Source organism: Leclercia sp. (assembly GCF_036780805.1).
Lineage (GTDB): Bacteria > Pseudomonadota > Gammaproteobacteria > Enterobacterales > Enterobacteriaceae > Enterobacter.
Window position 1 is genome coordinate 1,794,309 of record NZ_DAIQCE010000001.1, and the last position, 21,048, is coordinate 1,815,356.

Genomic DNA, 21,048 nt, shown 5'->3' on the forward strand with positions numbered 1-21,048 from the left:
ATCACCGCAATGTCAACTATTGGTCGCATTCACTCCTTTGAGTCCTGTGGCACCGTCGATGGCCCGGGCATCCGCTTTATCACCTTCTTCCAGGGCTGCCTGATGCGCTGCCTCTACTGCCATAACCGTGATACATGGGATACCCACGGTGGCAAAGAAGTCACCGTTGAGGAATTAATGAAAGAGGTGGTGACCTACCGCCACTTTATGAACGCCTCCGGCGGCGGCGTGACGGCTTCCGGTGGGGAAGCCATCCTACAGGCGGAGTTTGTCCGCGACTGGTTCCGCGCCTGCCATAAAGAGAGCATTCATACCTGCCTGGATACCAACGGCTTTGTTCGTCGCTACGATCCGGTCATTGATGAACTGCTGGAAGTGACTGACCTGGTGATGCTGGATCTCAAGCAGATGAACGACGAAATCCACCAGAATCTGGTCGGCGTCTCTAACCATCGCACCCTGGAGTTCGCGAAATACATCTCCTCCAAAGGCATCAAAACCTGGATCCGCTATGTCGTGGTGCCGGGCTGGTCAGATGACGACGACTCTGCCCACCGTCTGGGTGAGTTCACGCGCGATATGGGCAACGTTGAGAAAATTGAGTTGCTGCCGTATCACGAGCTGGGCAAACACAAATGGGTGGCAATGGGAGAAGAGTACAAGCTGGATGGCGTTAAACCGCCGAAGAAAGAGACCATGGAACGCGTAAAAGGCATTCTGGAGCAGTACGGTCACAAAGTCATGTATTAACAAAACGCCCGGCATTCACCGGGCGTTTTATTTATCAGTCAAAGACACCATTAATGATGGTGGTCACAATCGCCGTACTCAGCGCAATTAAGACCAGATCCTTTCCGACCACCCGCCATTCGTAGCCCGGATAAGAAGGTAATTGCCCCAGCATCGACGCCGGTACGGCCTTTTTCGCGATGCCCGGAGGCAGCGGTTTACCGCGTGCGAGGTTTTTCGCAATACCCGGCGGCAGTGAATTATAACCCGTTAAGCCGTAATTCAACGCCAGATGCCGTGCATGATCGTAACTGACGCGCGCATCGACATCGTCTTTAACGCTTTTGTTTGATTTGCCTGAATTCTGGTGACCGTTGTCTTGTTTATGGCCCTGGTTACCGGCATTCCCGTTCCCATGATTGCCGCTATTACCTTGCCCGTTGCCGTGGCCATTTCCATTTCCGTTGCCCGGATGGGCCATCACAGGTGCAGATGCAAAGGTTAAAGACAATACTACTGCCAGCGCGGTAGTGGTAAAACGACGAGTAGACATGATCGCTGCCTTTTAGTAATAAACGCCTCTGAATTATCGTCTGACGCAATAAACAAACAATGCGTAAAACTCTCAGATGTGACAGAGACAAAAAAGCCTGTCGATGACAGGCTTTTATTTACTCAGGCATGGGCCACCGGCGTGGGATGCTCGCCCGCTTTACGCAGCAGCATAAGCAGGTAAATAAACGACACGCTGGCGATCATGATAAACAGCAGATTGTCGGAATAGTTCTGCATCAGCATGGCGGTAAAGGTCGGGCCCAGCAGGCTGCCAATGGTATAGCTCAGCAGCAGCGCCTGGTTCATGGCCACCAGCTGATGATGCTCCACTTTCTCACAGGCCCAGGCCATCGCCACCGGATAAAGCGTGAAGCCCGCCGCGCCCAGAATAAACAACGCCGGTGCCATCGCGGCATTACTCAGCATGGCGAGACAGCCCATGATCACCACAAAGACCTGAACGCGCAGCACCAGCAGGCGCCCAAAGCGGTCGGCAAGACGGCCAACCGGCCACTGCCCGACAATCCCGGCGCTGACCATCACCGCCATCCAGAAGCCGATCCCGGAATCGCTGACCCCCTGATGGTTCAGATAGAGCGGCATCAGACCATACAGCGAGCCCAGCACAATGCCGGAGATAATGCAGCCGTTCACCCCGAGACGCGCATGGCGCAGTCTCAGCATCGGCCAGATATGGGTTGCTTCCTGATGCTCGCTACCCTGGTTCACGATGCGCGTAAAGAGCAGCGGCAGAATGGCGGCCAGCACCATGCCGGTCACCCACGGCAGGACGCTCATCAGGTCGGTTGGCAGTTTGCTGACCATCAGTTGACCCAGCACGGTCCCGACGTAATAAACCATCATATAGGCCGCCAGCAGACGGCCACGGTTGCGGGAGGTACCGCTGCACATCAGAGCGCTTTCTACTACCACCCAGATCATGGCGCAGCCGACGCCCGCAATAAAGCGCCAGACCATCCAGCTCCAGAAACCGACCATCAGCCCTAACCCGGCACAGCCGGCGGCAAAAATAAGCGAGGCCAGATAATAGCTGCGGTTAAACCCGAAACGTTTAATCAGGCTTCCCGTCATCAGGGTACCCAGCAAATTACCGGTAAAAAAGGACGAGCTGACCATACCCACTTGCCAGGTCGGTAAGTGTTCATGGGCGAGCCACAGCGGAACGAGCGTGTTTAACACCGCGATCGCCAGGGTCAGCAAAAGCAGGCCACAGAGCAACAGGAGCACTGGCCGGGTATAGGTCGACATGGATTAAAAACCGTGAGGAAGTTCAGATTTCGTGCGCATCATGCCACTGGCAAAAACAAAGTCAATCCACCCGATCGGGCCGCGCGCACGATATGCTCCCTGTCGATTGAAAAAACTCATCCTGCTAATGCAAAGTCTGCTATCGATAATAATTATGTATTTGTTTTTGTTTATTTATGGCCAAAATTAAAACCAAACGACAGTAGAAAAATTTCATGATTGAAAAAAGAAAAGCCGGGCACTAAGTCCCGGCTTTATATAACAATAATCAGCGTTAACTGGCGACGGCCATTCCAACGGTCATATGCAGACCGTAAAACACCCCGCGTCCGATCATCTCTCCTGCCAGCACCAGCAAAAATGCCAGCGACAAAAGCGGGATTGCAGGCTGATAGCCTTTCAGCTGCGGCACGATCCAGCACACCAGCGCCGCTGCCAGCAGTGCCACTCGCCAGGCCATCAGCGAGCCGTAAGCTGGCACCAGGGCCGAAGCCTGCTGAATGGAACTGTGGATCGTTGCCAGCTCTGCGCCCTGCATCAGGGCCACCACCGTACTGACCGCCAGCGCCAGCAGCGACACGGCGGGCAGTAAACGCATCGCCCAGCCATCGACGCCCGCCACCCGCAGGAGCAGGAAGCCCAGCAGTGGGCCACCGATAAACATCGTCAGGAAGAAGCTCATCGGCGTCCAGACGCTGTACCAGGTTGGGACCGTGTCGATGGTGTTATAGACCCGGACCATCATCCAGACGAACACCACGCCCAGCACCATGGTCACTATCAGCCACAGAGCGCGTAAGCCTGCCGGCAGTTTTTTCAGTACCGCCAGCAGCCAGCCCAACCCACCAACCGCAAAGAAGATCGCCCCGCTGGCGATCTCGTTGCTGAGCGAAGACGCGCCCACGCGGTTCAGGGAGTTGAACGCGCGCATCGGCGAACCGAGGTGCAGCGTGGAGGCGATAAACCCGATCCCCATCAGCACCCACAAGCCAAACATGCTCAACACCAGCCGCTGCTGTTGCTCCCGGTTCAGATTACCGTTCAACAACGCCAGGGCGAGGACGATAAAACCGCCGACCACACACTGTCCGAAGACCGTAAAAATCATCAACGGCCATTCATGCCATCCGCTTCCCATCTCACACCTCCTTCGGATTGGCCAGATAGCCGGTGGTATCACCCGTGGGTCGGCTGTTGGCGTTAGGTTTTATGACAATACCCGGCTTCGTGAAGTGCGCCGATGGCAGCGGGGCGACGGCCGCCAGCTTGCCGTGTTTCTTACGCAACGCCTCAATCGGGCCGAAGTCCAGGGCCCGCAGCGGGCAGGATTCGACGCAGATCGGCTTGTGGCCCTCCGCCACGCGCTCGTGACAGCCGTCGCACTTGGTCATATGGCCTTTGGCGGCGTTGTACTGCGGAGCACCGTACGGGCAGGCCATATGGCAGTAGCGACACCCGATGCAGACATCTTCATTCACCACCACAAAGCCGTCGTCGCGCTTGTGCATCGCCCCGCTGGGGCAGACTTTGGTGCAGGCCGGATCCTCGCAGTGGTTGCAGGCGATGGAGAGGTAATAGGCAAACACGTTCTGATGCCAGACCCCGTTGTCCTCCTGCCAGTCACCGCCCGCGTACTCGTAGATACGACGGAAGCTGACGTCCGGGGTCAGGTCCTTGTAATCCTTGCACGCCAGCTCGCAGGTTTTACACCCGGTGCAGCGGCTGGAATCAATAAAAAATCCATACTGAGTGGTCATTGGCTACTCCTTACGCCTTTTCAACCTGAACCAGGTTACTGTGAGACGGGTTGCCTTTCGCCAGCGGCGACGGGCGTTGGGTGGTCAGCACGTTAATGCAGCCCGCCTGATCGACACGGTTTGCATCCGGGTTGTACCAGGCCCCTTCGCCTAATGCCACCACCCCCGGCAGAATGCGCGGCGTGACTTTGGCTTCGATATGCACTTCGCCACGCCCGTTGAAGATCCGCACCCGGTCGCCGTTGGCAATTCCGCGCCGCTGCGCATCCAGCGGGTTGATCCAGATCTCCTGACGGCAGGCCGCCTTCAGCACGTCAACGTTGCCGTAGGTGGAGTGCGTCCGCGCTTTGTAGTGGAAGCCGGTCAGCTGCAGCGGGAAGTCTTTACTCTGCGGATCGTCATAGTTCTCAAAGCCCGGGCTATAAACCGGCAGCGGATCGATGACATCGCCCTGCTCCAGCTCCCAGGTCGCGGCGATCTGCGCCAGCTCCGCGGAGTAGATCTCAATTTTGCCTGACGGGGTGGTCAGCGGATTCGCGGCCGGATCGGCGCGGAAGGCTTTATAGGCTACGTGATGCCCTTCCGGGTCACGCTGCTTGAACATGCCCTGCTGACGGAACGCATCAAACGATGGCAGTTCAGGGATGGCCTGGCGCGACTGCTCATACAGATGGCGCATCCACCCTTCCTGGGTGCGGCCTTCGGTGAATTGCTGCTCAACGCCCATGCGTTTCGCCAGCGCGGTAGTCATCTCATAGATGGTCTTGCACTCAAAACGCGGTTTGATGGCCTGGTCAGCAAAGATCACGTACGACATGTTGCCGCAGGAGGCGTCCAGCGCGAAGTCCATCTGCTCAGAGGCGGTACAGTCCGGCAGCAGGATATCGGCATACTTTGCCGAGGAGGTCATATGGCAATCCACCACCACAATCAGCTCGCATTTTTTGTCATCCTGCAGAATATCGTGGGTGCGGTTGATCTGTGAGTGCTGGTTGATCAGACAGTTACCGGCATAGTTCCAGATCATCTTGATCGGTACATCGAGCTTCTCTTTGCCGCGGACCCCATCGCGGGTGGCCGTCATCTCGGGGCCGCGCTCGATGGCGTCGGTCCACATAAACATCGAGATGCTGGTCTGAACCGGGTTTTCCAGGGTCGGCATGCGTACAAACGGCAGAGAGTACGAGCCTTCGCGCGCCCCGCTGTTGCCGCCGTTGATCCCCACGTTGCCGGTCAAAATCGCCAGCATGGCGATAGCGCGGGAGACCAGCTCCCCGTTGGCATGACGCTGCGGGCCCCAGCCCTGGGAGATAAAGGCCGGTTTTGCCCCGGCGATCTCACGCGCCAGCTTAACAATACGCGCCTCGGGAATACCGGTAATGGCCGCAGCCCAGGCCGGGGTCTTAGCGATCCCATCATTGCCCTGGCCGAGAATATAAGCCTTGTAGTGGCCGTTTGCGGGTGCGCCTTCCGGGAGCGTTTTCTCGTCGTAGCCGACGCAATATTTATCGAGGAACGGTTGATCGACAAGATTCTCGTTGATCATCACCCAGGCCAGGGCAGAGATCAGCGCCGCATCGGTTCCCGGGCGGATCGGGATCCACTCATCCTCACGCCCTGCCCCGGTGTCGGTGTAGCGCGGGTCAATGACGATCATTCTGGCGTTCGATTTTTGCCGCGCCTGTTCAATGTAGTAGGTCACCCCGCCGCCGCTCATGCGCGTTTCACCCGGGTTGTTGCCGAACAGCACCACCAGCTGGCTGTTTTCGATATCCGACGGACTGTTGCCATCGGCCCAGCCGCCGTAGGTGTAGTTGAGGCCAGCGGCAATCTGCGCGGTTGAGTAGTCACCGTAATGGTTGAGATAGCCCCCGCAGCAGTTCATCAGGCGTGCAATCAGGGTTTTACCCGGCGGCCAGGAGCGGGTCAGGGTCCCACCAAGGGTACCGGTGCCGTAGTTAAGGTAGATGGACTCGTTGCCATAATCCTTAATCAGGCGCTGCATATTATTGGCAATGGTGTCGAAGGCCTCGTCCCAGCTGATGCGCTCGAATTTGCTCTCCCCGCGTTTGCCCACCCGCTTCATCGGGTATTTCAGGCGATCCGGGTTATAGACGCGACGGCGCATGGAACGGCCGCGCAGGCAGGCGCGTACCTGGTGTAACCCCTCGTAGTTATCATCCCCGGTATTGTCGGTCTCGACGTATTTGATCTCGCCGTCGATGACATGCATGCGTAACGGGCAGCGACTGCCGCAGTTCACCGTACAGGCGCTCCAGACCACCTTTTCATCCGGCTTTACGGCAGCTACGGCTTCAGCCGCCGACGCCAGGCGTGAAAAAGGCAAAGACAATGCGCTACTGGCAACCGCCAGGCCGCCAATCGCGGTGGTTTTCATCAGGCCGCGACGGCTCACCTCGGCAGCCAGTAAGGCATCAGGCGTTTTTATTTTCATAGACTCTCACTTTGATTGCTCACAAAGTTCCATGTGCGGCAGCAACCGCTATATAGTTATTTATATAAGGAGTTATTGCGTTCACAGAGGTTTATGCTAACCAACTGCCAGGGGAGTATTACCCCTTTGGAGGGAGGGGGTATTGCCTGATGTCAAAAGCGGGGCATAAAAAAAGCGCCCGAAGGCGCTTTTTTACGATAGTGCAAATTAGCCGATGTACTGCTGGCCTTTCATGTAAGGGCGCAGAACTTCAGGAATTTCGATACGTCCGTCAGCCTGCTGGTAGTTTTCCAGCACCGCCACCAGGGTACGGCCCACTGCCAGGCCGGAGCCGTTCAGGGTGTGCACCAGACGGGTTTGCTTAGCGGACTTGCTGCGGCAACGTGCCTGCATACGACGCGCCTGGAAATCGCCGACGTTGGAGCAGGAGGAGATCTCACGGTAGGTGTTCTGAGCCGGAACCCACACTTCCAGATCGAAGGTTTTGCAGGCACCAAAGCCCATGTCACCGGTACACAGCGCCACGCGGCGGTATGGCAGACCCAGCAGCTCCAGCACTTTTTCCGCGTGACCGGTCATCTCTTCCAGCGCGTCCATGGACGTTTCCGGACGCACAATCTGCACCATCTCAACTTTGTCGAACTGGTGCATACGGATCAGACCACGGGTATCACGGCCATAAGATCCCGCTTCAGAACGGAAGCACGGAGAGTGTGCCGTCAGTTTGATCGGCAGATCGTCTTCGTCGATGATTTCATCGCGCACGAGGTTAGTCAGCGGCACTTCTGCGGTTGGGATCAGCGCGTAGTTGCTGCTGTCTGCTTCTTCATCCAGCGGACGGGTATGGAACAGATCGCCGGCAAATTTCGGCAGCTGGCCGGTACCGTACAGCGTATCGTGGTTAACCAGATACGGGACGTAGGTTTCGCTGTAGCCGTGCTGCTCGGTGTGCAGATCCAGCATGAACTGGGCCAGCGCACGGTGCAGATGAGCAATCTGACCTTTCATCACCACGAAACGGGAACCGGTCAGCTTAACGGCAGCCGCAAAATCGAGCCCCGCGTGCATTTCACCCAGCGTGACGTGATCGCGAACCTCGAAATCGAACTCGCGTGGGGTGCCCCAGCGTTTCACTTCGACGTTGTCGTTTTCGTCTTTACCGACAGGAACGCTGTCGTCAGGGGTATTCGGGATCGCCAGGGCGATATCACGAATTTCGGCCAGAAGAACATCGAGATCGGCTTTCGCCTGATCCAGCTCTTCACCGAGTTTGTTCACTTCCAGGCGTAATGGCTCAATGTCTTCCCCGCGCGCTTTCGCCTGGCCGATGGATTTCGATCGAGAGTTACGCTCTGCCTGCAAGTTTTCGGTTTGTACCTGCAGAACTTTACGACGCTCTTCAAGAGCGCGCAGCTTATCTACATCCAGTTTAAAGCCCCGGCGTGCCAGTTTTTCAGCGACTGCGTCTGGCTCGTTACGCAGCAGATTGGGATCGAGCATGCTTATCCTGTGCTTATCGAATTAAAAAATAGGAGGAAATGACCGCAGCCTGCGGTCACAAGAATATACCCTAAATAATTCGAGTTGCAGGAAGGCGGCAAGTGAGCGAATCCCCAGGAACATAGAAAACTATGTGACTGGGGTGAACGAGCGCAGCCAACGCACATGCGACTTGAAGTATAACGGGTATACATTGCCAACATTACCGCAACGATAGCCCTAACGGTAGCGTTTTATAGGGCTATTTTGATCCTGTCCGGCAAGCCAGGTGAGCTTTTCGCCAATCTTGCCCTCAAGGCCTCTGTTTGTCGGGCGATAATAGCGCGTTTGTGCCATTTCCTGCGGGAAATACTCCTCGCCGGCGGCATAGGCGTTGGGCTCGTCGTGGGCGTAGCGATACTCCTGCCCGTAGCCCATCTCTTTCATCAATTTGGTTGGGGCGTTGCGCAGGTGGACCGGGACATCGTAATCAGGACGCTCGCGGGCATCAGACATCGCCGCTTTGAACGCGGTATAGACCGCATTGCTTTTCGGGGCGCAGGCCAGATAGACAATCGCCTGGGCAATGGCGCGCTCGCCTTCGGCGGGCCCGACGCGGGTAAAGCAGTCCCAGGCGGAGATCGCCACCTGCATCGCGCGCGGATCGGCGTTACCGACATCTTCTGAGGCAATCGCCAGACAGCGGCGGGCCACGTACAGCGGATCGCCCCCGGCGGTGATAATGCGCGCATACCAGTAGAGCGCAGCATCAGGTGCGCTGCCGCGTACCGATTTATGCAGCGCCGAGATCAGGTCGTAAAAACGGTCGCCTTTGTTATCGAAGCGCGCGCTGCGCTCGCCGGCGATTTCGGTCAGCAGCGCCGGGAGCAGCACCCGCTTGCCGCTGTCGTCGGCTTCGGCCATATCGGCCATCATCTCCAGGGTATTCAGCGCCCGGCGCGCATCCCCATTAACCAACTCGGCAATGGCGCGACGGGTCTCGTCAGGCAGCACGATATCCTGACCGCCATAGCCGCGAGCCTTATCGTCCATCGCCTGAGTCAGCACCTGCTCAATGTCTTCGGTGGTTAACGATTTCAGCAGATAGACGCGGGCGCGGGACAGCAGTGCGGAGTTGAGTTCAAACGAGGGGTTTTCGGTCGTCGCACCGATAAAGGTAATGGTGCCGTCTTCAATGTGCGGCAGGAAAGCATCCTGCTGGCTTTTGTTAAAGCGATGCACCTCATCGACAAACAGGATCGTGCGGCGACCGGCGTTACGGTTCTGGCGAGCACGCTCGATGGCTTCGCGGATCTCTTTCACCCCGGAGGTCACGGCGGAGATGCGCTCGACGTCGGCATCGGCATAGCGGGCAATCACTTCTGCCAGCGTCGTTTTACCGGTGCCTGGCGGCCCCCAGAGGATCATCGAGTGCAGATGCCCGGCCTCAATGGCGCGCGGCAAGGGTTTGCCCGCAGCCAGCAGATGCTGCTGGCCGATATACTGCGCTAAATTTTCTGGCCGCATACGGGCGGCCAGAGGTTGAAATGCATTATCTGAAAAATCGAGCGACAGGTTGCTCACGCACGCCTCTTACTTATTACGTTGGTCATCCACCGTCACGCCCTTCGGCGGAGTAAAGGTGAATTTAGATGCATCAACCGCCCCGTTCTGCTGGGATTTCAGCTGATAGCTGCTGCGCTGATCGTCCTGCTCAACCGCCCCGAACTGATTGATGGTCCCGTTAGTGCTGACGTTAATGGTGAACTGCTTCAGGTTGCCGTTGTTGCCTTTCGGCGTCAGCACGAAGTCATCGCCGTTCTGTTTAATGTTGTACTGCTGCCAGTCGCTGGACTGGTTACGGGCAATCAGCATAAACGGCGTGTTGCTGGCGGCATCCTTCAGCCAGGTCGCCGTGGCCTGTTCAACAAACGGGTTGAAGAACCACAGGGTTTTCCCGTCAGAGACCAGGATGCTCTCATCCGGCTGCGTCATATGCCAGTTGAACAGATTTGGACGTTTCACCCACAGGTCACCCTGACCTTCCTGCACCGCATTGCCGCTGCCGTCAGTCACTTTTTGGGTGAAGCTGGCGTGGAAGCTGCTCACTTTGTCCAGACGGTTTTTCAGGTCGCTGGCGGCATCAGCCCAGACGCTGCTCGCCACAAAGCTGGTCAGTAATGCACAGGTGATTGCAATTTTTTTCATTGGTAGTCCTTACAAAGCGTCATCCCGAAATGGGGGTTTTCTGTCAACTATTCTGGACCTGCCCGCAGGCAGGCGACAGAAGAAAATGCTTAATTATTGCTGATTTACCCATCTTTGCAATCGAGGGGGCATTATTCAAACGGCGGCGGGGCAAGCACTTCACGGTTGCCGTTATGCCCCTGCTCGCTGACGATGCCCTGCGCTTCCATCTGCTCGATGATACGCGCCGCGCGGTTGTAGCCGATGCGGAACTGGCGCTGAACCCCGGAGATAGAGGCTTTGCGTTTCTCGGTGACGAAGTTAACTGCCTGATCGAACAGCGGATCCAGCTCTTCGCCGCCGTCAAAGCCGCCACCGCCGCCGCCTTCGCTTTCGCTGTCAGAGGTGATGCCATCGACATACTGTGGACGACCGCGCGCCTTCCAGTCCTGTACCACGGCATGCACTTCCTGGTCACGCACGAAGGCACCGTGGACACGTACCGGTGAGGTGGAGTTCGGGCCTGAATACAGCATATCCCCCATGCCGAGCAGCGATTCCGCGCCACCCTGATCCAGAATGGTACGGGAGTCAATTTTGCTCGACACGGTAAAGGCGATACGGGTCGGGATGTTGGCTTTAATCAGGCCGGTGATCACATCCACTGACGGGCGCTGGGTCGCCAGCACCAGGTGGATCCCCGCTGCACGCGCTTTTTGCGCCAGGCGAGCAATGAGCTCTTCCACCTTTTTACCGACGGTCATCATCAGGTCAGCGAACTCGTCCACCAGCACCACGATGTACGGCAGTTTTTCCAGCACCGGATGCTCGGCATCCATGCTGTCGCCCGGTTTCCAGTACGGATCCGGGATCGGACGTCCCATTTTCGCCGCTTCGGCGATGATTTCGTTATAACCGGCGAGGTTACGCACGCCCAGCGCGGACATCAGCTTGTAGCGGCGCTCCATCTCGTTGACGCTCCAGCGCAGGGCGTTGGCGGCATCCTTCATGTCGGTCACGACTTCGGTCAGCAGGTGCGGAATACCTTCGTATACTGACAGCTCCAGCATTTTCGGGTCGATCATAATGAAGCGCACATCTTCCGGCTGCGCTTTATACAGAATGCTGAGGATCATGGCGTTCACGCCGACAGACTTACCGGAACCCGTGGTACCCGCCACCAGCAGGTGCGGCATTTTGGCCAGATCGGCTATCACCGGTTCACCCGCGATGTCTTTACCCAGCACCACGCTCAGCGGCGACGGGTTATCGCGGAATTTGGCGTTATCCAGCACTTCGCGCAGGTAAACGGTCTGACGTTTTTTGTTCGGCAGCTCCAGGCCAACGTAAGGTTTGCCCGGAATAACCTCGACCACGCGCACGGCCACGGTGGAGAGGGAACGCGCCAGGTCGCGGGAAAGGTTGGAGATACGCGCGGCTTTCACCCCCGGGGCCAGATTCAGCTCGAAACGGGTGATCACCGGGCCAGGCGAATAGTTCACTACATCGGCTTTAATCCGGAAATCGGCCAGGCGCAATTCAACCAGGCGCGCCATCTGATCCAGAGCGAAGGTATCAACCGGCTCGACCTCCGTTGGCGGCGGTGTTAACAGGTCAAATGACGGCAGCGGCGTGGTCGGCCTTTGCAGCGGACGGCTGTCACCGTTACGCATCAGCAGCGGATGGATCAGGCTCTGTTGAGACTGAGGCTGAACCGGTGGCTGCTGTGGCTGCGGCTGGACAGGCTGCTGAGGTTGAGCATATTGTTGCGGCTGCACAGGCTGCTGAGGCTGAGCAAACTGCTGCGGCTGCACAGGCTGCTGTGGCTGAGCGTACTGCTGCGGCTGCACAGGCTGCTGTGGCTGAGCATACGGCTGTGGCTGTGCAGGCTGCGGCGGCGTATAAGCCTGACGCGGTGGCTCCGCTTCCGGCATCACGCCCGGCGTAAACAGCGGTTCACTCGGCGTATCATCCACCAGATCTTTCATCGGTGAGAATTCAAAATCCGCCAGCGAGAACGGGTTCGCCCCTGTCGGCTGTTCACCGGCATAACGCTGCTGCTGCGTGGCGGCAAACTGGCGAGCCAGCTCCGCTTCAGCGGCATCGTCTTCGTCATCCTGGGTCTGATACTGCTGCGACTCAGGCTGATATTCCTCGCCATAACGCTGCTGTTGCTGCTGGGCGAACTGGCGGGCCAGCTCGTCCTGCTGCATGTCGTCACCATCGTCTTCGTACCGATCGTCATCGTACTGTTGACGGCCGGCTTTACGCGCTTCCTCTTCTGCCATTCGCTGCGAAGGCAGCTTAATGCCATACGAAGCCAGTTCACGGCGGGTAGGAACGCGCACGCGGTTAGGACGCGGCAGCTGCGGACCAATCCCCTCTTTCACCTGCGGACGCGGTGCGCCGCTGGTTGCCAGGCTGAATAACGGTGCGGCAGCACTCGCCGCAGCGGCACCCGCGGCGGTTGCCTGCTGCACGCTCGCCGCAACCGGTGCGACGACGGAGGCAGGCTCAACGGCTGGAACCGGTACAGACGGGATCTCAGCCGCTTTGACCGGAGCAGGCTCTTGCACTGCTTCTGGTACAGGCTGATACCAGGCCGCGAGCTGTTCACGCTCACGGGCACGTTTCTCTTCCACCTCTTCGAAGTAGTACAGCGGCGGACGAGACGGTTTAACCTCTTCAACCGGCGGCGCTTCAACGACTGGCGGCGTTACCACTGGCTCAGGATGATAAACGGCCTGCTGCGGTTCATACTGCTGCGGCTGTTCATACTGAGGTTGTTCGTACTGTGGCTGCTCGTACTGCGGCTGTTCATACTGCGGCTGCTCGTACTGCGGCTGCGCGTACACCGGTTCAGGCTGATAAGGTGGCTGCCACTGCTCCTGCGGCGCGGCGGCATAAGGCTGTGGCTCCGGCGTATAGACCGGCGCTGCTGGTGCAGCAGGTTCCGCATGCCATTCAACCGCAGGCGGCTGCAGATGGGCATCCGGCATCGAAGGGGTTGGCGGCGTCACCGGATCGACCGGGGCAGCAAAGGCCTGCGTAGCGGTAGTCGCAGCGGCTGCGGCGGCAAGCGGCTCAGCGACCGAATGGCCGTTGAGGAGCGGATCGTACTCATCAAAGTCGGAGGCCAGCGCACGATTGCCGGAGAACAGCACATCATCCGGATCGGCGGCCACGCCACGGGCACTGTATGCCACCTCTTCGTCGTCCATCCGTTTCCCGGAGAACAGGGCCGCATCCGTCTTACGCCCTAACGGATTTGCAAACTTCTCGGCCACGCGCTTACGGCGCGCCAGTGCCCCGCGCATAATGCGTGCGCGGCGGGATTCGCGACGCTCGGCGGCAGGCTCAGCCTCGTCGTAATCGTCCTCTTCATACTCTTCGTCAACCCAGGTGTCATCACGACGGGTGCGGTTGCTGGCAAAGGTCAGGACGTTGAGGATCACGCTGCCGATTTTTTCAGCGATGCTGACCCAGGACCAGCCGGTAAATAGCGTCAGCCCTGCGCCCCAGATGCAGAGCAGCGCGATGGTGCCACCGCTGCTGTGCAGCATCGGCTGCAGCGCGGTACTCAGCAGGCTGCCAATCACCCCACCGGAGGCAAAATACCAAATGTCATCGGCATTAATCGCCGCCAGACCGCAGGAGGTGAGGATCAGCGCCAGCGCGCCAATCAGGCGCAGCGAAACGGCAAAATAGTCGATGTAGTCATCGTTCTGGCGATGGCGCCAGGCAAACCAACAGCCACCAATGATGATGACGGGCAGAGTGTAGGCCATCACGCCAAAGATAAAGAACAGCGTATCCGCCAGCCAGGCGCCCGGTACGCCGCCTAAATTATGGATAGGCTCGTGCCATGCGGTCTGTGACCAGCTGGGATCGGAGGGATTGAAACTGAGTAAGGCTGCCATCAGCCAGACGGCAAAAAGAGCAACAAGGATCAGTAACGCCTCAAGGAGTCGGCGCCCACTGCTGAGCTTGGTTAAATTGACTTCTTTGTCTTCGGTATATTCCTGGCTCAAAACAGGCTCTCCAGGTATCAGGCAATTCCTGCCTGAGTGCTAAACGGACAACAGTGCCGGGAGGCCCGACACTGTTGCTGTATGGATTACCAGGAGTGTAATCAAAGTACGCTGATAATGCACCTGTTCCGTGTTAGCGCGTCTTAATAACCAGACGATTGCTCTGTTTGACTTCTTCCATTACCACGTAGGTACGGGTGTCGTTCACGCCAGGCAGTCGCAGCAGGGTTTCGCCCAGCAGCTTACGGTACGCAGACATATCAGGTACGCGGGTTTTCAACAGGTAGTCGAAATCACCGGAAACCAGATGACACTCTTGAATTTCTTCCAGTTTTTGCACGGCGGCATTGAACTGCTCGAACACATCCGGCGCACCACGATTCAGAGTAATCTCAACAAATACCAGAAGTGAGGCATCCAGGTAATGCGGGTTCAGCAGCGCTGTATAGCCCTGAATAAAACCCTGTCTTTCCAGTCGGCGCACACGCTCAAGGCATGGCGTCGGGGAAAGTCCCACACGTTTTGAAAGCTCGACGTTGGAAATACGCCCATCCTTTTGCAATTCATTAAGAATGTTACGATCGATACGGTCGAGATCTTTGCCAGGGCGCTTCTTGCTATCTACCATTATTATTGTCTCTCTGTATTCCTTCCCTAACTCCTGCCAGGACCCTGTGCACTTCACTGTTCAGAGTCTTTCCCCGCGGTTAATCGCATCGCCTGTTTTTTAGTTTGCGCGATTTGATTGGGGTTATGTGGTATGAAGACCGTTGCCCAGAGGCGGCCATCAACATCACGAATGGCATCTGTCCACACCATGCGTAGATTTCGCTGACCCGGTAAAAATGGTGATTTTGTGCATGACTATGCGTTACACAAAGACCGTTTTTTTTCTTCCTTGAATGTTTTCGCAAAAGCGCAGGGGATTGTCAAAGCAAAACATCGATTTTTAGTACAACGTGCCGGATATTCATTACGACCGGCGATTAATCCTCATTTTATCGCCGTCGTTTCGAGCGATTTACCATGATTATTGTTATAAAATCACCTTCCCTGCTCCGCTGTTGATTGGCGATTTCTATTACACACATCGTTAACAAAATCGCTACGCCCTTTTTTTACGACCGCAAATTCCCTACAATCCGTGAAAATGTCTGCCAACAACAATGGGGATCTCATGGGCACGGCCAAACACAGTAAACTTCTCATCCTTGGTTCCGGACCTGCGGGATACACCGCAGCGGTCTACGCTGCACGCGCTAACCTGCAACCGGTACTGATTACGGGCATGGAAAAAGGCGGTCAGCTGACCACCACCACCGAAGTAGAAAACTGGCCAGGCGATCCTGAAGGCCTGACCGGGCCGCTGCTGATGGAACGCATGCACGAGCATGCCGCCAAATTTGATACCGAAATCATTTTTGACCACATCAACAAGGTCGATCTGCAGAACCGTCCGTTCCGCCTGATCGGTGACAACGCGGAATACACCTGCGATGCGCTGATCGTTGCAACCGGCGCCTCTGCCCGCTATCTGGGTCTGCCGTCTGAAGAAGCCTTCAAAGGCCGCGGCGTGTCCGCCTGCGCCACCTGCGACGGTTTCTTCTACCGCAACCAGAAGGTCGCGGTCATCGGCGGCGGCAATACCGCGGTGGAAGAAGCGCTGTACCTGGCGAATATCGCCTCTGAAGTGCACCTCATTCACCGCCGTGATACCTTCCGCGCGGAAAAAATCCTGATCAAACGTCTGATGGATAAAGTGGCCAGCGGCAACATCGTGCTACATACCCACCGCACGCTGGAAGAAGTGACCGGCGATCAGATGGGCGTGGCGGGTCTGCGTATCCGCGATACACACAACACCGACAACGTTGAAACCCTGGAAGTGGCGGGTCTGTTTGTTGCCATCGGCCACAGCCCGAACACCGCGATCTTCGACGGTCAGCTGGAGCTGGAGAACGGCTACATCAAAGTGCAGTCCGGGATCCACGGCAATGCGACCCAGACCAGCATCCCGGGCGTGTTCGCTGCGGGCGACGTAATGGACCACATTTATCGTCAGGCGATCACCTCTGCCGGCACCGGCTGTATGGCGGCGCTGGATGCAGAACGTTATCTCGACGGACTGGCCGATCAGAGTAAATAATTTTTACAAAACAGCAACAAACGTAAAAAAGGCGGCGATAAGTCGCCTTTATTGTCTCTGCGTTGTAACATTGCCGTGCCCAATACCTAATAACATCACCTGCAAAGCACGCAATGGAAAAAACCCGTCAACAAGAGTTAACACGCTGGCTGAAACAGCAAAGCGTTCTTTCCCGCCGCTGGCTGAATATTTCCCGTCTTTTAGGGTTTATCAGCGGCGTGTTGATTGTAGGCCAGGCATGGCTGCTGGCCCGCATTCTTAACCATATGATCATGGAAAACATTCCGCGCGAGGCCCTGTTACTGCCTTTCATTGTGCTGATTCTGGTCTTTATTCTGCGTGCCTGGGTCGTCTGGTTGCGTGAGCGCGTGGGTTTTCACGCCGGACAGAACATCCGCTATGAAATTCGCCGCCAGGTGCTCGACAGGCTGCAGGAAGCAGGTCCCGCCTCGATCCAGGGCAAACCCGCCGGCAGCTGGGCGACGCTTATCCTCGAGCAAATCGACGATATGCATGACTACTACGCCCGCTATTTGCCGCAGATGGCGCTGGCCGTCTTCGTTCCCCTGCTGATTGTGCTGGCGATCTTCCCGTATAACTGGGTCGCGGCGTTGATCCTGCTGGGCACCGCTCCGCTGATCCCGCTCTTTATGGCGATGGTCGGCATGGGGGCCGCGGATGCTAACCGCCGCAACTTCCTGGCGCTGGGTCGCCTCAGCGGCCACTTCCTTGACCGCCTGCGCGGCATGGATACCCTGCGTATTTTTGGCCGCGGTGAAGCCGAAACTGACAACATTCGCCATGCCTCCCAGGACTTCCGCCAGCGCACCATGGAAGTGTTACGCCTGGCGTTCTTATCTTCCGGGGTGCTGGAGTTCTTTACCTCCCTGTCGATTGCGCTGGTCGCCGTCTATTTTGGTTTCTCCTATCTGGGCGCCCTCGACTTTGGTCACTACGGCACCGCCGTAACCCTCTCGGCAGGCTTCCTGGCCTTGATTCTGGCCCCGGAGTTTTTCCAGCCGCTGCGCGATCTGGGCACCTTCTATCATGCGAAGGCTCAGGCCGTGGGCGCAGCCGACAGCCTGAAAACCTTCCTCGAAACGCCGCTGGCCCATCCGCAGCGCGGCGACGTGACCCTGAGCACCAGCAAACCGGTCAGCATTGAAGCTGAGAATTTCTGCGTGCTGTCGCCGGAGGGCAAGGTGCTGGCGGGGCCATTAAACTTCACCCTCGCGGCAGGCCAGCGCGTGGTGCTGGTTGGCACCAGCGGCTCGGGCAAAAGCTCGCTGCTGAATGCCTTATCCGGCTTTATGGCCTACAGCGGATCGCTGCGCATCAACCAGGCCGAGCTGTCCGCGCTGGATCCTGACGAATGGCGCACCCATTTAAGCTGGGTAGGCCAGAACCCACAGCTTCCGGCGGCCACGCTGCGTGAAAACGTGCTGCTGGCGCGCCCGGATGCCAGTGACGAAGAGTTACAGTCGGTGCTCGATCGCGCCTGGGTCAGTGAGTTCCTGCCCCTCCTGCCGAACGGCGTGGACACGGTCGTGGGCGATCAGTCGGCGGGGCTTTCCGTCGGTCAGGCGCAGCGCATCGCCGTGGCCCGCGCCCTGCTTAACCCCTGCCAGCTTTTACTGCTGGATGAACCCGCCGCCAGCCTGGATGCGCACAGCGAACAGCGCGTGATGCTGGCCCTGGATGCCGCCTCGCAGCAGCAAACCACGCTGATGGTCACCCACCAGCTGGAGGGCATCTCCCGCTGGGATCAGATCTGGGTCATGGAAAACGGTCAGCTTGTCGAGCAGGGCGATTACGCCACGCTCGCGGCGGCACAGGGGCCATTTGCGGCCCTGCTGGCGAATCGTCAGGAGGACATCTGATGCGTGCTTTACTGCCTTATCTGGCGCTCTACATGCGCCACAAATGGATGCTGATCCTCGGCGTGGTGCTGGCGATCGTCACCCTGCTGGCCAGTATCGGCCTGTTAACGCTCTCGGGCTGGTTCCTCTCTGCTTCTGCGGTTGCCGGGTTCGCCGGGCTGTACAGTTTTAACTATATGCTGCCTGCCGCAGGGGTGCGCGGCACGGCCATCACCCGCACCGCCGGGCGTTACTTCGAGCGTCTGGTCAGCCATGACGCCACCTTCCGCGTTCTGCAACACCTGCGCGTCACCACTTTCAGCAAGCTGCTACCTCTCTCCCCTGCCGGTCTGGCGCGCTATCGCCAGGGCGAACTGCTGAACCGCGTGGTCGCGGATGTTGATACCCTCGATCATCTTTACCTGCGCGTTATCTCTCCACTGGTGGGGGCGCTGGTGGTAATTGTGGTCGTCACCCTCGGCCTGTGCCTGCTGGACGTTAACATCGCCCTGGTCCTCGGCGGGATCATGCTCCTGACGCTGTTTCTGCTGCCGCCGCTGTTTTACCGCGCCGGGAAACCGACCGGTGAAAACCTGACCCGTCTGCGCGGAGAGTATCGCCAGCAGCTGACGGGCTGGCTGCAGGGTCAGGCAGAGTTGACCATTTTTGGCGCCAGCCGACGCTACCGCGCCCAGATGGAAAACACCGAGCTGAACTGGCACGAAGCCCAGCGCAAGCAGTCGGAGCTCACGGCCCTGTCGCAGGCGCTGATGCTGTTGATCGGCGGACTCGCGGTGATGACCATGCTGTGGATGGCCTCCGGCGGCGTGGGCGATAACGCCCAGCCGGGTCCGCTCATTGCGCTGTTCGTCTTCTGTGCGCTGGCGGCGTTTGAAGCGCTGGCCCCGGTGACCGGTGCGTTTCAGCACCTGGGCCAGGTGGTGGCCTCCGCGCTGCGTATCACCCAGATCACCGGCCAGCAGCCGGAAGTGCAGTTCAGTACCGCCGCGTCCGAGGTGCCTGAGCAGCTGGCTCTCCGCCTGGCGGATGTCAGCTTTGCCTACGAGGGCCAGGCGCAACCGGCGCTGGACCACATTAACCTGACGATCCCGGCCGGATCACAGGTTGCGGTGCTGGGTCGCACCGGCTGCGGGAAATCGACGCTGCTACAGCTGCTGACCCGGGCCTGGGATCCGGCCCAGGGCCAGATCCTGTTCAACGATACGCCGCTGACAGCGATGAGCGAGCCTGCGCTGCGCAAAACGGTGAGCGTGGTGCCGCAGCGGGTGCATCTTTTCAGCGCCACCCTGCGCGATAACCTGCTGTTAGCCGCCCCCGGTGCCGCCGATGATGTGTTAAGCGCGATGCTGGAAAAGGTCGGCCTGCACAAGCTGCTGGACGACGAGGGCCTGAACAGCTGGCTCGGTGAAGGCGGTCGTCAGCTCTCCGGCGGCGAGCTGCGTCGCCTGGCGATTGCGCGCGCGCTGCTGCACGATGCTCCGCTGATGCTGCTGGACGAACCCACCGAGGGTCTCGATGCCACCACTGAGCGGCAAATTCTTGATTTACTCGAAAAAGAGATGCAGGGCAAAACGGTGCTGATGGTGACGCACCGCCTGCGCGGACTGGCGGATTTCGATCAAATTATTGTGATGGACAACGGACAGATTATTGAGCAAGGTAGTCACGCAGAGCTGTTAGCAAAACAGGGTCGCTACTACCAGTTTAAACAACGTCTGTAGTCTATATTTGAACCGATCCCTACTTCGCGTACTGGAGTTTTGTTGTCATGCGCCTGGTCCAGCTCTCTCGTCATTCTCTTGCGTTCCCTTCTCCGGAAGGGGCGCTGCGTGAACCTAATGGTTTGCTGGCCCTCGGCGGCGATCTGAGCCCGTCGCGTTTATTAATGGCGTACCAGCGCGGGATTTTTCCGTGGTTTTCCCCCGGCGATCCGATCTTATGGTGGTCGCCCGACCCTCGCGCCGTTCTGTGGCCGGCACAGTTTCATCTCAGCCGCAGCATGAAGCGTTTTCACGCCCACTCCCCCTATCGCGTCACCCTTAATCACGCGTTTGGTGAGGTGATCGAAGGCTGCGCCGCCGATCGTTTTGAAGGAACCTGGATCACCCCCGAGGTCATTACCGCCTATCACCGCCTGCACGAGCTGGGTTACGCCCACTCGATTGAGGTGTGGGATAAAGACGAGCTGGTGGGCGGGATGTACGGCGTAGCGCAGGGGACCTTGTTTTGCGGCGAGTCGATGTTCAGCCGCGCGGTGAATGCCTCGAAAACTGCCCTGCTGGTTTTCTGTGAACGCTTTACCCGCAGCGGCGGCCAGCTGATTGATTGCCAAGTGCTAAATGAGCATACCGCCTCGCTGGGTGCGGTTGAGATCTCACGCCATGAATATCTGCATCAACTGTCGACGCTGCGGATGCAGAAATTACCGCAGAATTTCTGGGTACCCGGAACGTTATTTACGCCTCAAAGATAAATGTTTTCCGCATATTTTTCCTCAAGGTGCTATAATTCTGCCGCAGAGTAGGTTCTGCCTGTTGCCCCGCCGCCGTTTGGGAATAGT

General features: G+C 58.0%; 15 protein-coding genes. 5 read left to right on the top strand and 10 right to left on the bottom strand.

Features of this window, described 5'->3' with window-relative positions; all coding sequences use genetic code 11:
* Nucleotides 1-9: 9 nt before the first annotated feature.
* Nucleotides 10-750: a pyruvate formate lyase 1-activating protein gene (gene pflA / locus V7Q49_RS08510; protein ID WP_333850276.1), complete on the top strand. Its 741-nt coding sequence runs from the start codon at nucleotides 10-12 to the stop codon at nucleotides 748-750.
* Between the two features lie 34 nt (nucleotides 751-784).
* On the opposite strand, the gene V7Q49_RS08515 is transcribed toward pflA, so the two are convergent.
* The 10 genes from V7Q49_RS08515 to lrp form a co-directional block, all read right to left on the bottom strand.
* Nucleotides 785-1,282, bottom strand: a complete 498-nt coding sequence (locus V7Q49_RS08515) for an anti-virulence regulator CigR family protein (protein WP_333850277.1) — start codon at nucleotides 1,280-1,282, stop codon at nucleotides 785-787.
* A gap of 122 nt (nucleotides 1,283-1,404) precedes the next feature.
* Nucleotides 1,405-2,553, bottom strand: coding sequence for an MFS transporter (locus V7Q49_RS08520; protein ID WP_333850278.1), 1,149 nt, complete (start codon nucleotides 2,551-2,553; stop codon nucleotides 1,405-1,407).
* Between the two features lie 274 nt (nucleotides 2,554-2,827).
* Nucleotides 2,828-3,691: a dimethyl sulfoxide reductase anchor subunit family protein gene (locus V7Q49_RS08525; protein WP_333850279.1), complete on the bottom strand. Its 864-nt coding sequence runs from the start codon at nucleotides 3,689-3,691 to the stop codon at nucleotides 2,828-2,830.
* A 1-nt stretch (nucleotide 3,692) separates the two neighbouring features.
* The gene (locus tag V7Q49_RS08530) at nucleotides 3,693-4,310 is read right to left on the bottom strand and encodes a DMSO/selenate family reductase complex B subunit (RefSeq protein WP_333850281.1); all 618 of its coding nucleotides are present in this window, start codon (nucleotides 4,308-4,310) and stop codon (nucleotides 3,693-3,695) included.
* 10 nt (nucleotides 4,311-4,320) lie between these two features.
* Nucleotides 4,321-6,765, bottom strand: a complete 2,445-nt coding sequence (gene dmsA, locus V7Q49_RS08535) for a dimethylsulfoxide reductase subunit A (RefSeq protein WP_333850283.1) — start codon at nucleotides 6,763-6,765, stop codon at nucleotides 4,321-4,323.
* Nucleotides 6,766-6,972: 207 nt separating this feature from the next.
* A complete protein-coding gene (gene serS, locus V7Q49_RS08540; protein ID WP_333850286.1) occupies nucleotides 6,973-8,265 on the bottom strand; it encodes a serine--tRNA ligase in 1,293 nt (430 codons plus the stop codon).
* 219 nt (nucleotides 8,266-8,484) lie between these two features.
* Nucleotides 8,485-9,828 (bottom strand): replication-associated recombination protein RarA, encoded by a 1,344-nt coding sequence (gene rarA / locus V7Q49_RS08545; RefSeq protein ID WP_333850287.1) that lies wholly within the window; start codon nucleotides 9,826-9,828, stop codon nucleotides 8,485-8,487.
* Between the two features lie 9 nt (nucleotides 9,829-9,837).
* A complete protein-coding gene (gene lolA, locus V7Q49_RS08550) occupies nucleotides 9,838-10,452 on the bottom strand; it encodes an outer membrane lipoprotein chaperone LolA (RefSeq protein WP_333850289.1) in 615 nt (204 codons plus the stop codon).
* Nucleotides 10,453-10,583: 131 nt separating this feature from the next.
* The gene (ftsK, locus tag V7Q49_RS08555; protein ID WP_333850291.1) at nucleotides 10,584-14,462 is read right to left on the bottom strand and encodes a DNA translocase FtsK; all 3,879 of its coding nucleotides are present in this window, start codon (nucleotides 14,460-14,462) and stop codon (nucleotides 10,584-10,586) included.
* 133 nt (nucleotides 14,463-14,595) lie between these two features.
* On the bottom strand, nucleotides 14,596-15,090 hold the full coding sequence (lrp, locus tag V7Q49_RS08560; protein ID WP_000228469.1) for a leucine-responsive transcriptional regulator Lrp: 495 nt from the start codon (nucleotides 15,088-15,090) through the stop codon (nucleotides 14,596-14,598).
* 549 nt (nucleotides 15,091-15,639) lie between these two features.
* On the opposite strand from lrp, the gene trxB reads away from it, so the two are divergent.
* The 4 genes from trxB (at nucleotide 15,640) to aat (ending at nucleotide 20,961) form a co-directional block, all read left to right on the top strand.
* The gene (trxB, locus tag V7Q49_RS08565; protein WP_333850298.1) at nucleotides 15,640-16,608 is read left to right on the top strand and encodes a thioredoxin-disulfide reductase; all 969 of its coding nucleotides are present in this window, start codon (nucleotides 15,640-15,642) and stop codon (nucleotides 16,606-16,608) included.
* Between the two features lie 113 nt (nucleotides 16,609-16,721).
* A complete protein-coding gene (gene cydD, locus V7Q49_RS08570; protein ID WP_333850300.1) occupies nucleotides 16,722-18,488 on the top strand; it encodes a heme ABC transporter permease/ATP-binding protein CydD in 1,767 nt (588 codons plus the stop codon).
* Entirely contained in the window at nucleotides 18,488-20,209 is a 1,722-nt protein-coding gene (cydC, locus tag V7Q49_RS08575) for a heme ABC transporter ATP-binding protein/permease CydC (protein WP_333850302.1), read from the top strand. The genes cydD and cydC overlap by 1 nt, the downstream gene beginning before the upstream one ends.
* 47 nt (nucleotides 20,210-20,256) lie before the next feature.
* A complete protein-coding gene (gene aat / locus V7Q49_RS08580) occupies nucleotides 20,257-20,961 on the top strand; it encodes a leucyl/phenylalanyl-tRNA--protein transferase (protein ID WP_333850304.1) in 705 nt (234 codons plus the stop codon).
* The last annotated feature ends 87 nt before the right edge of the window (nucleotides 20,962-21,048 follow it).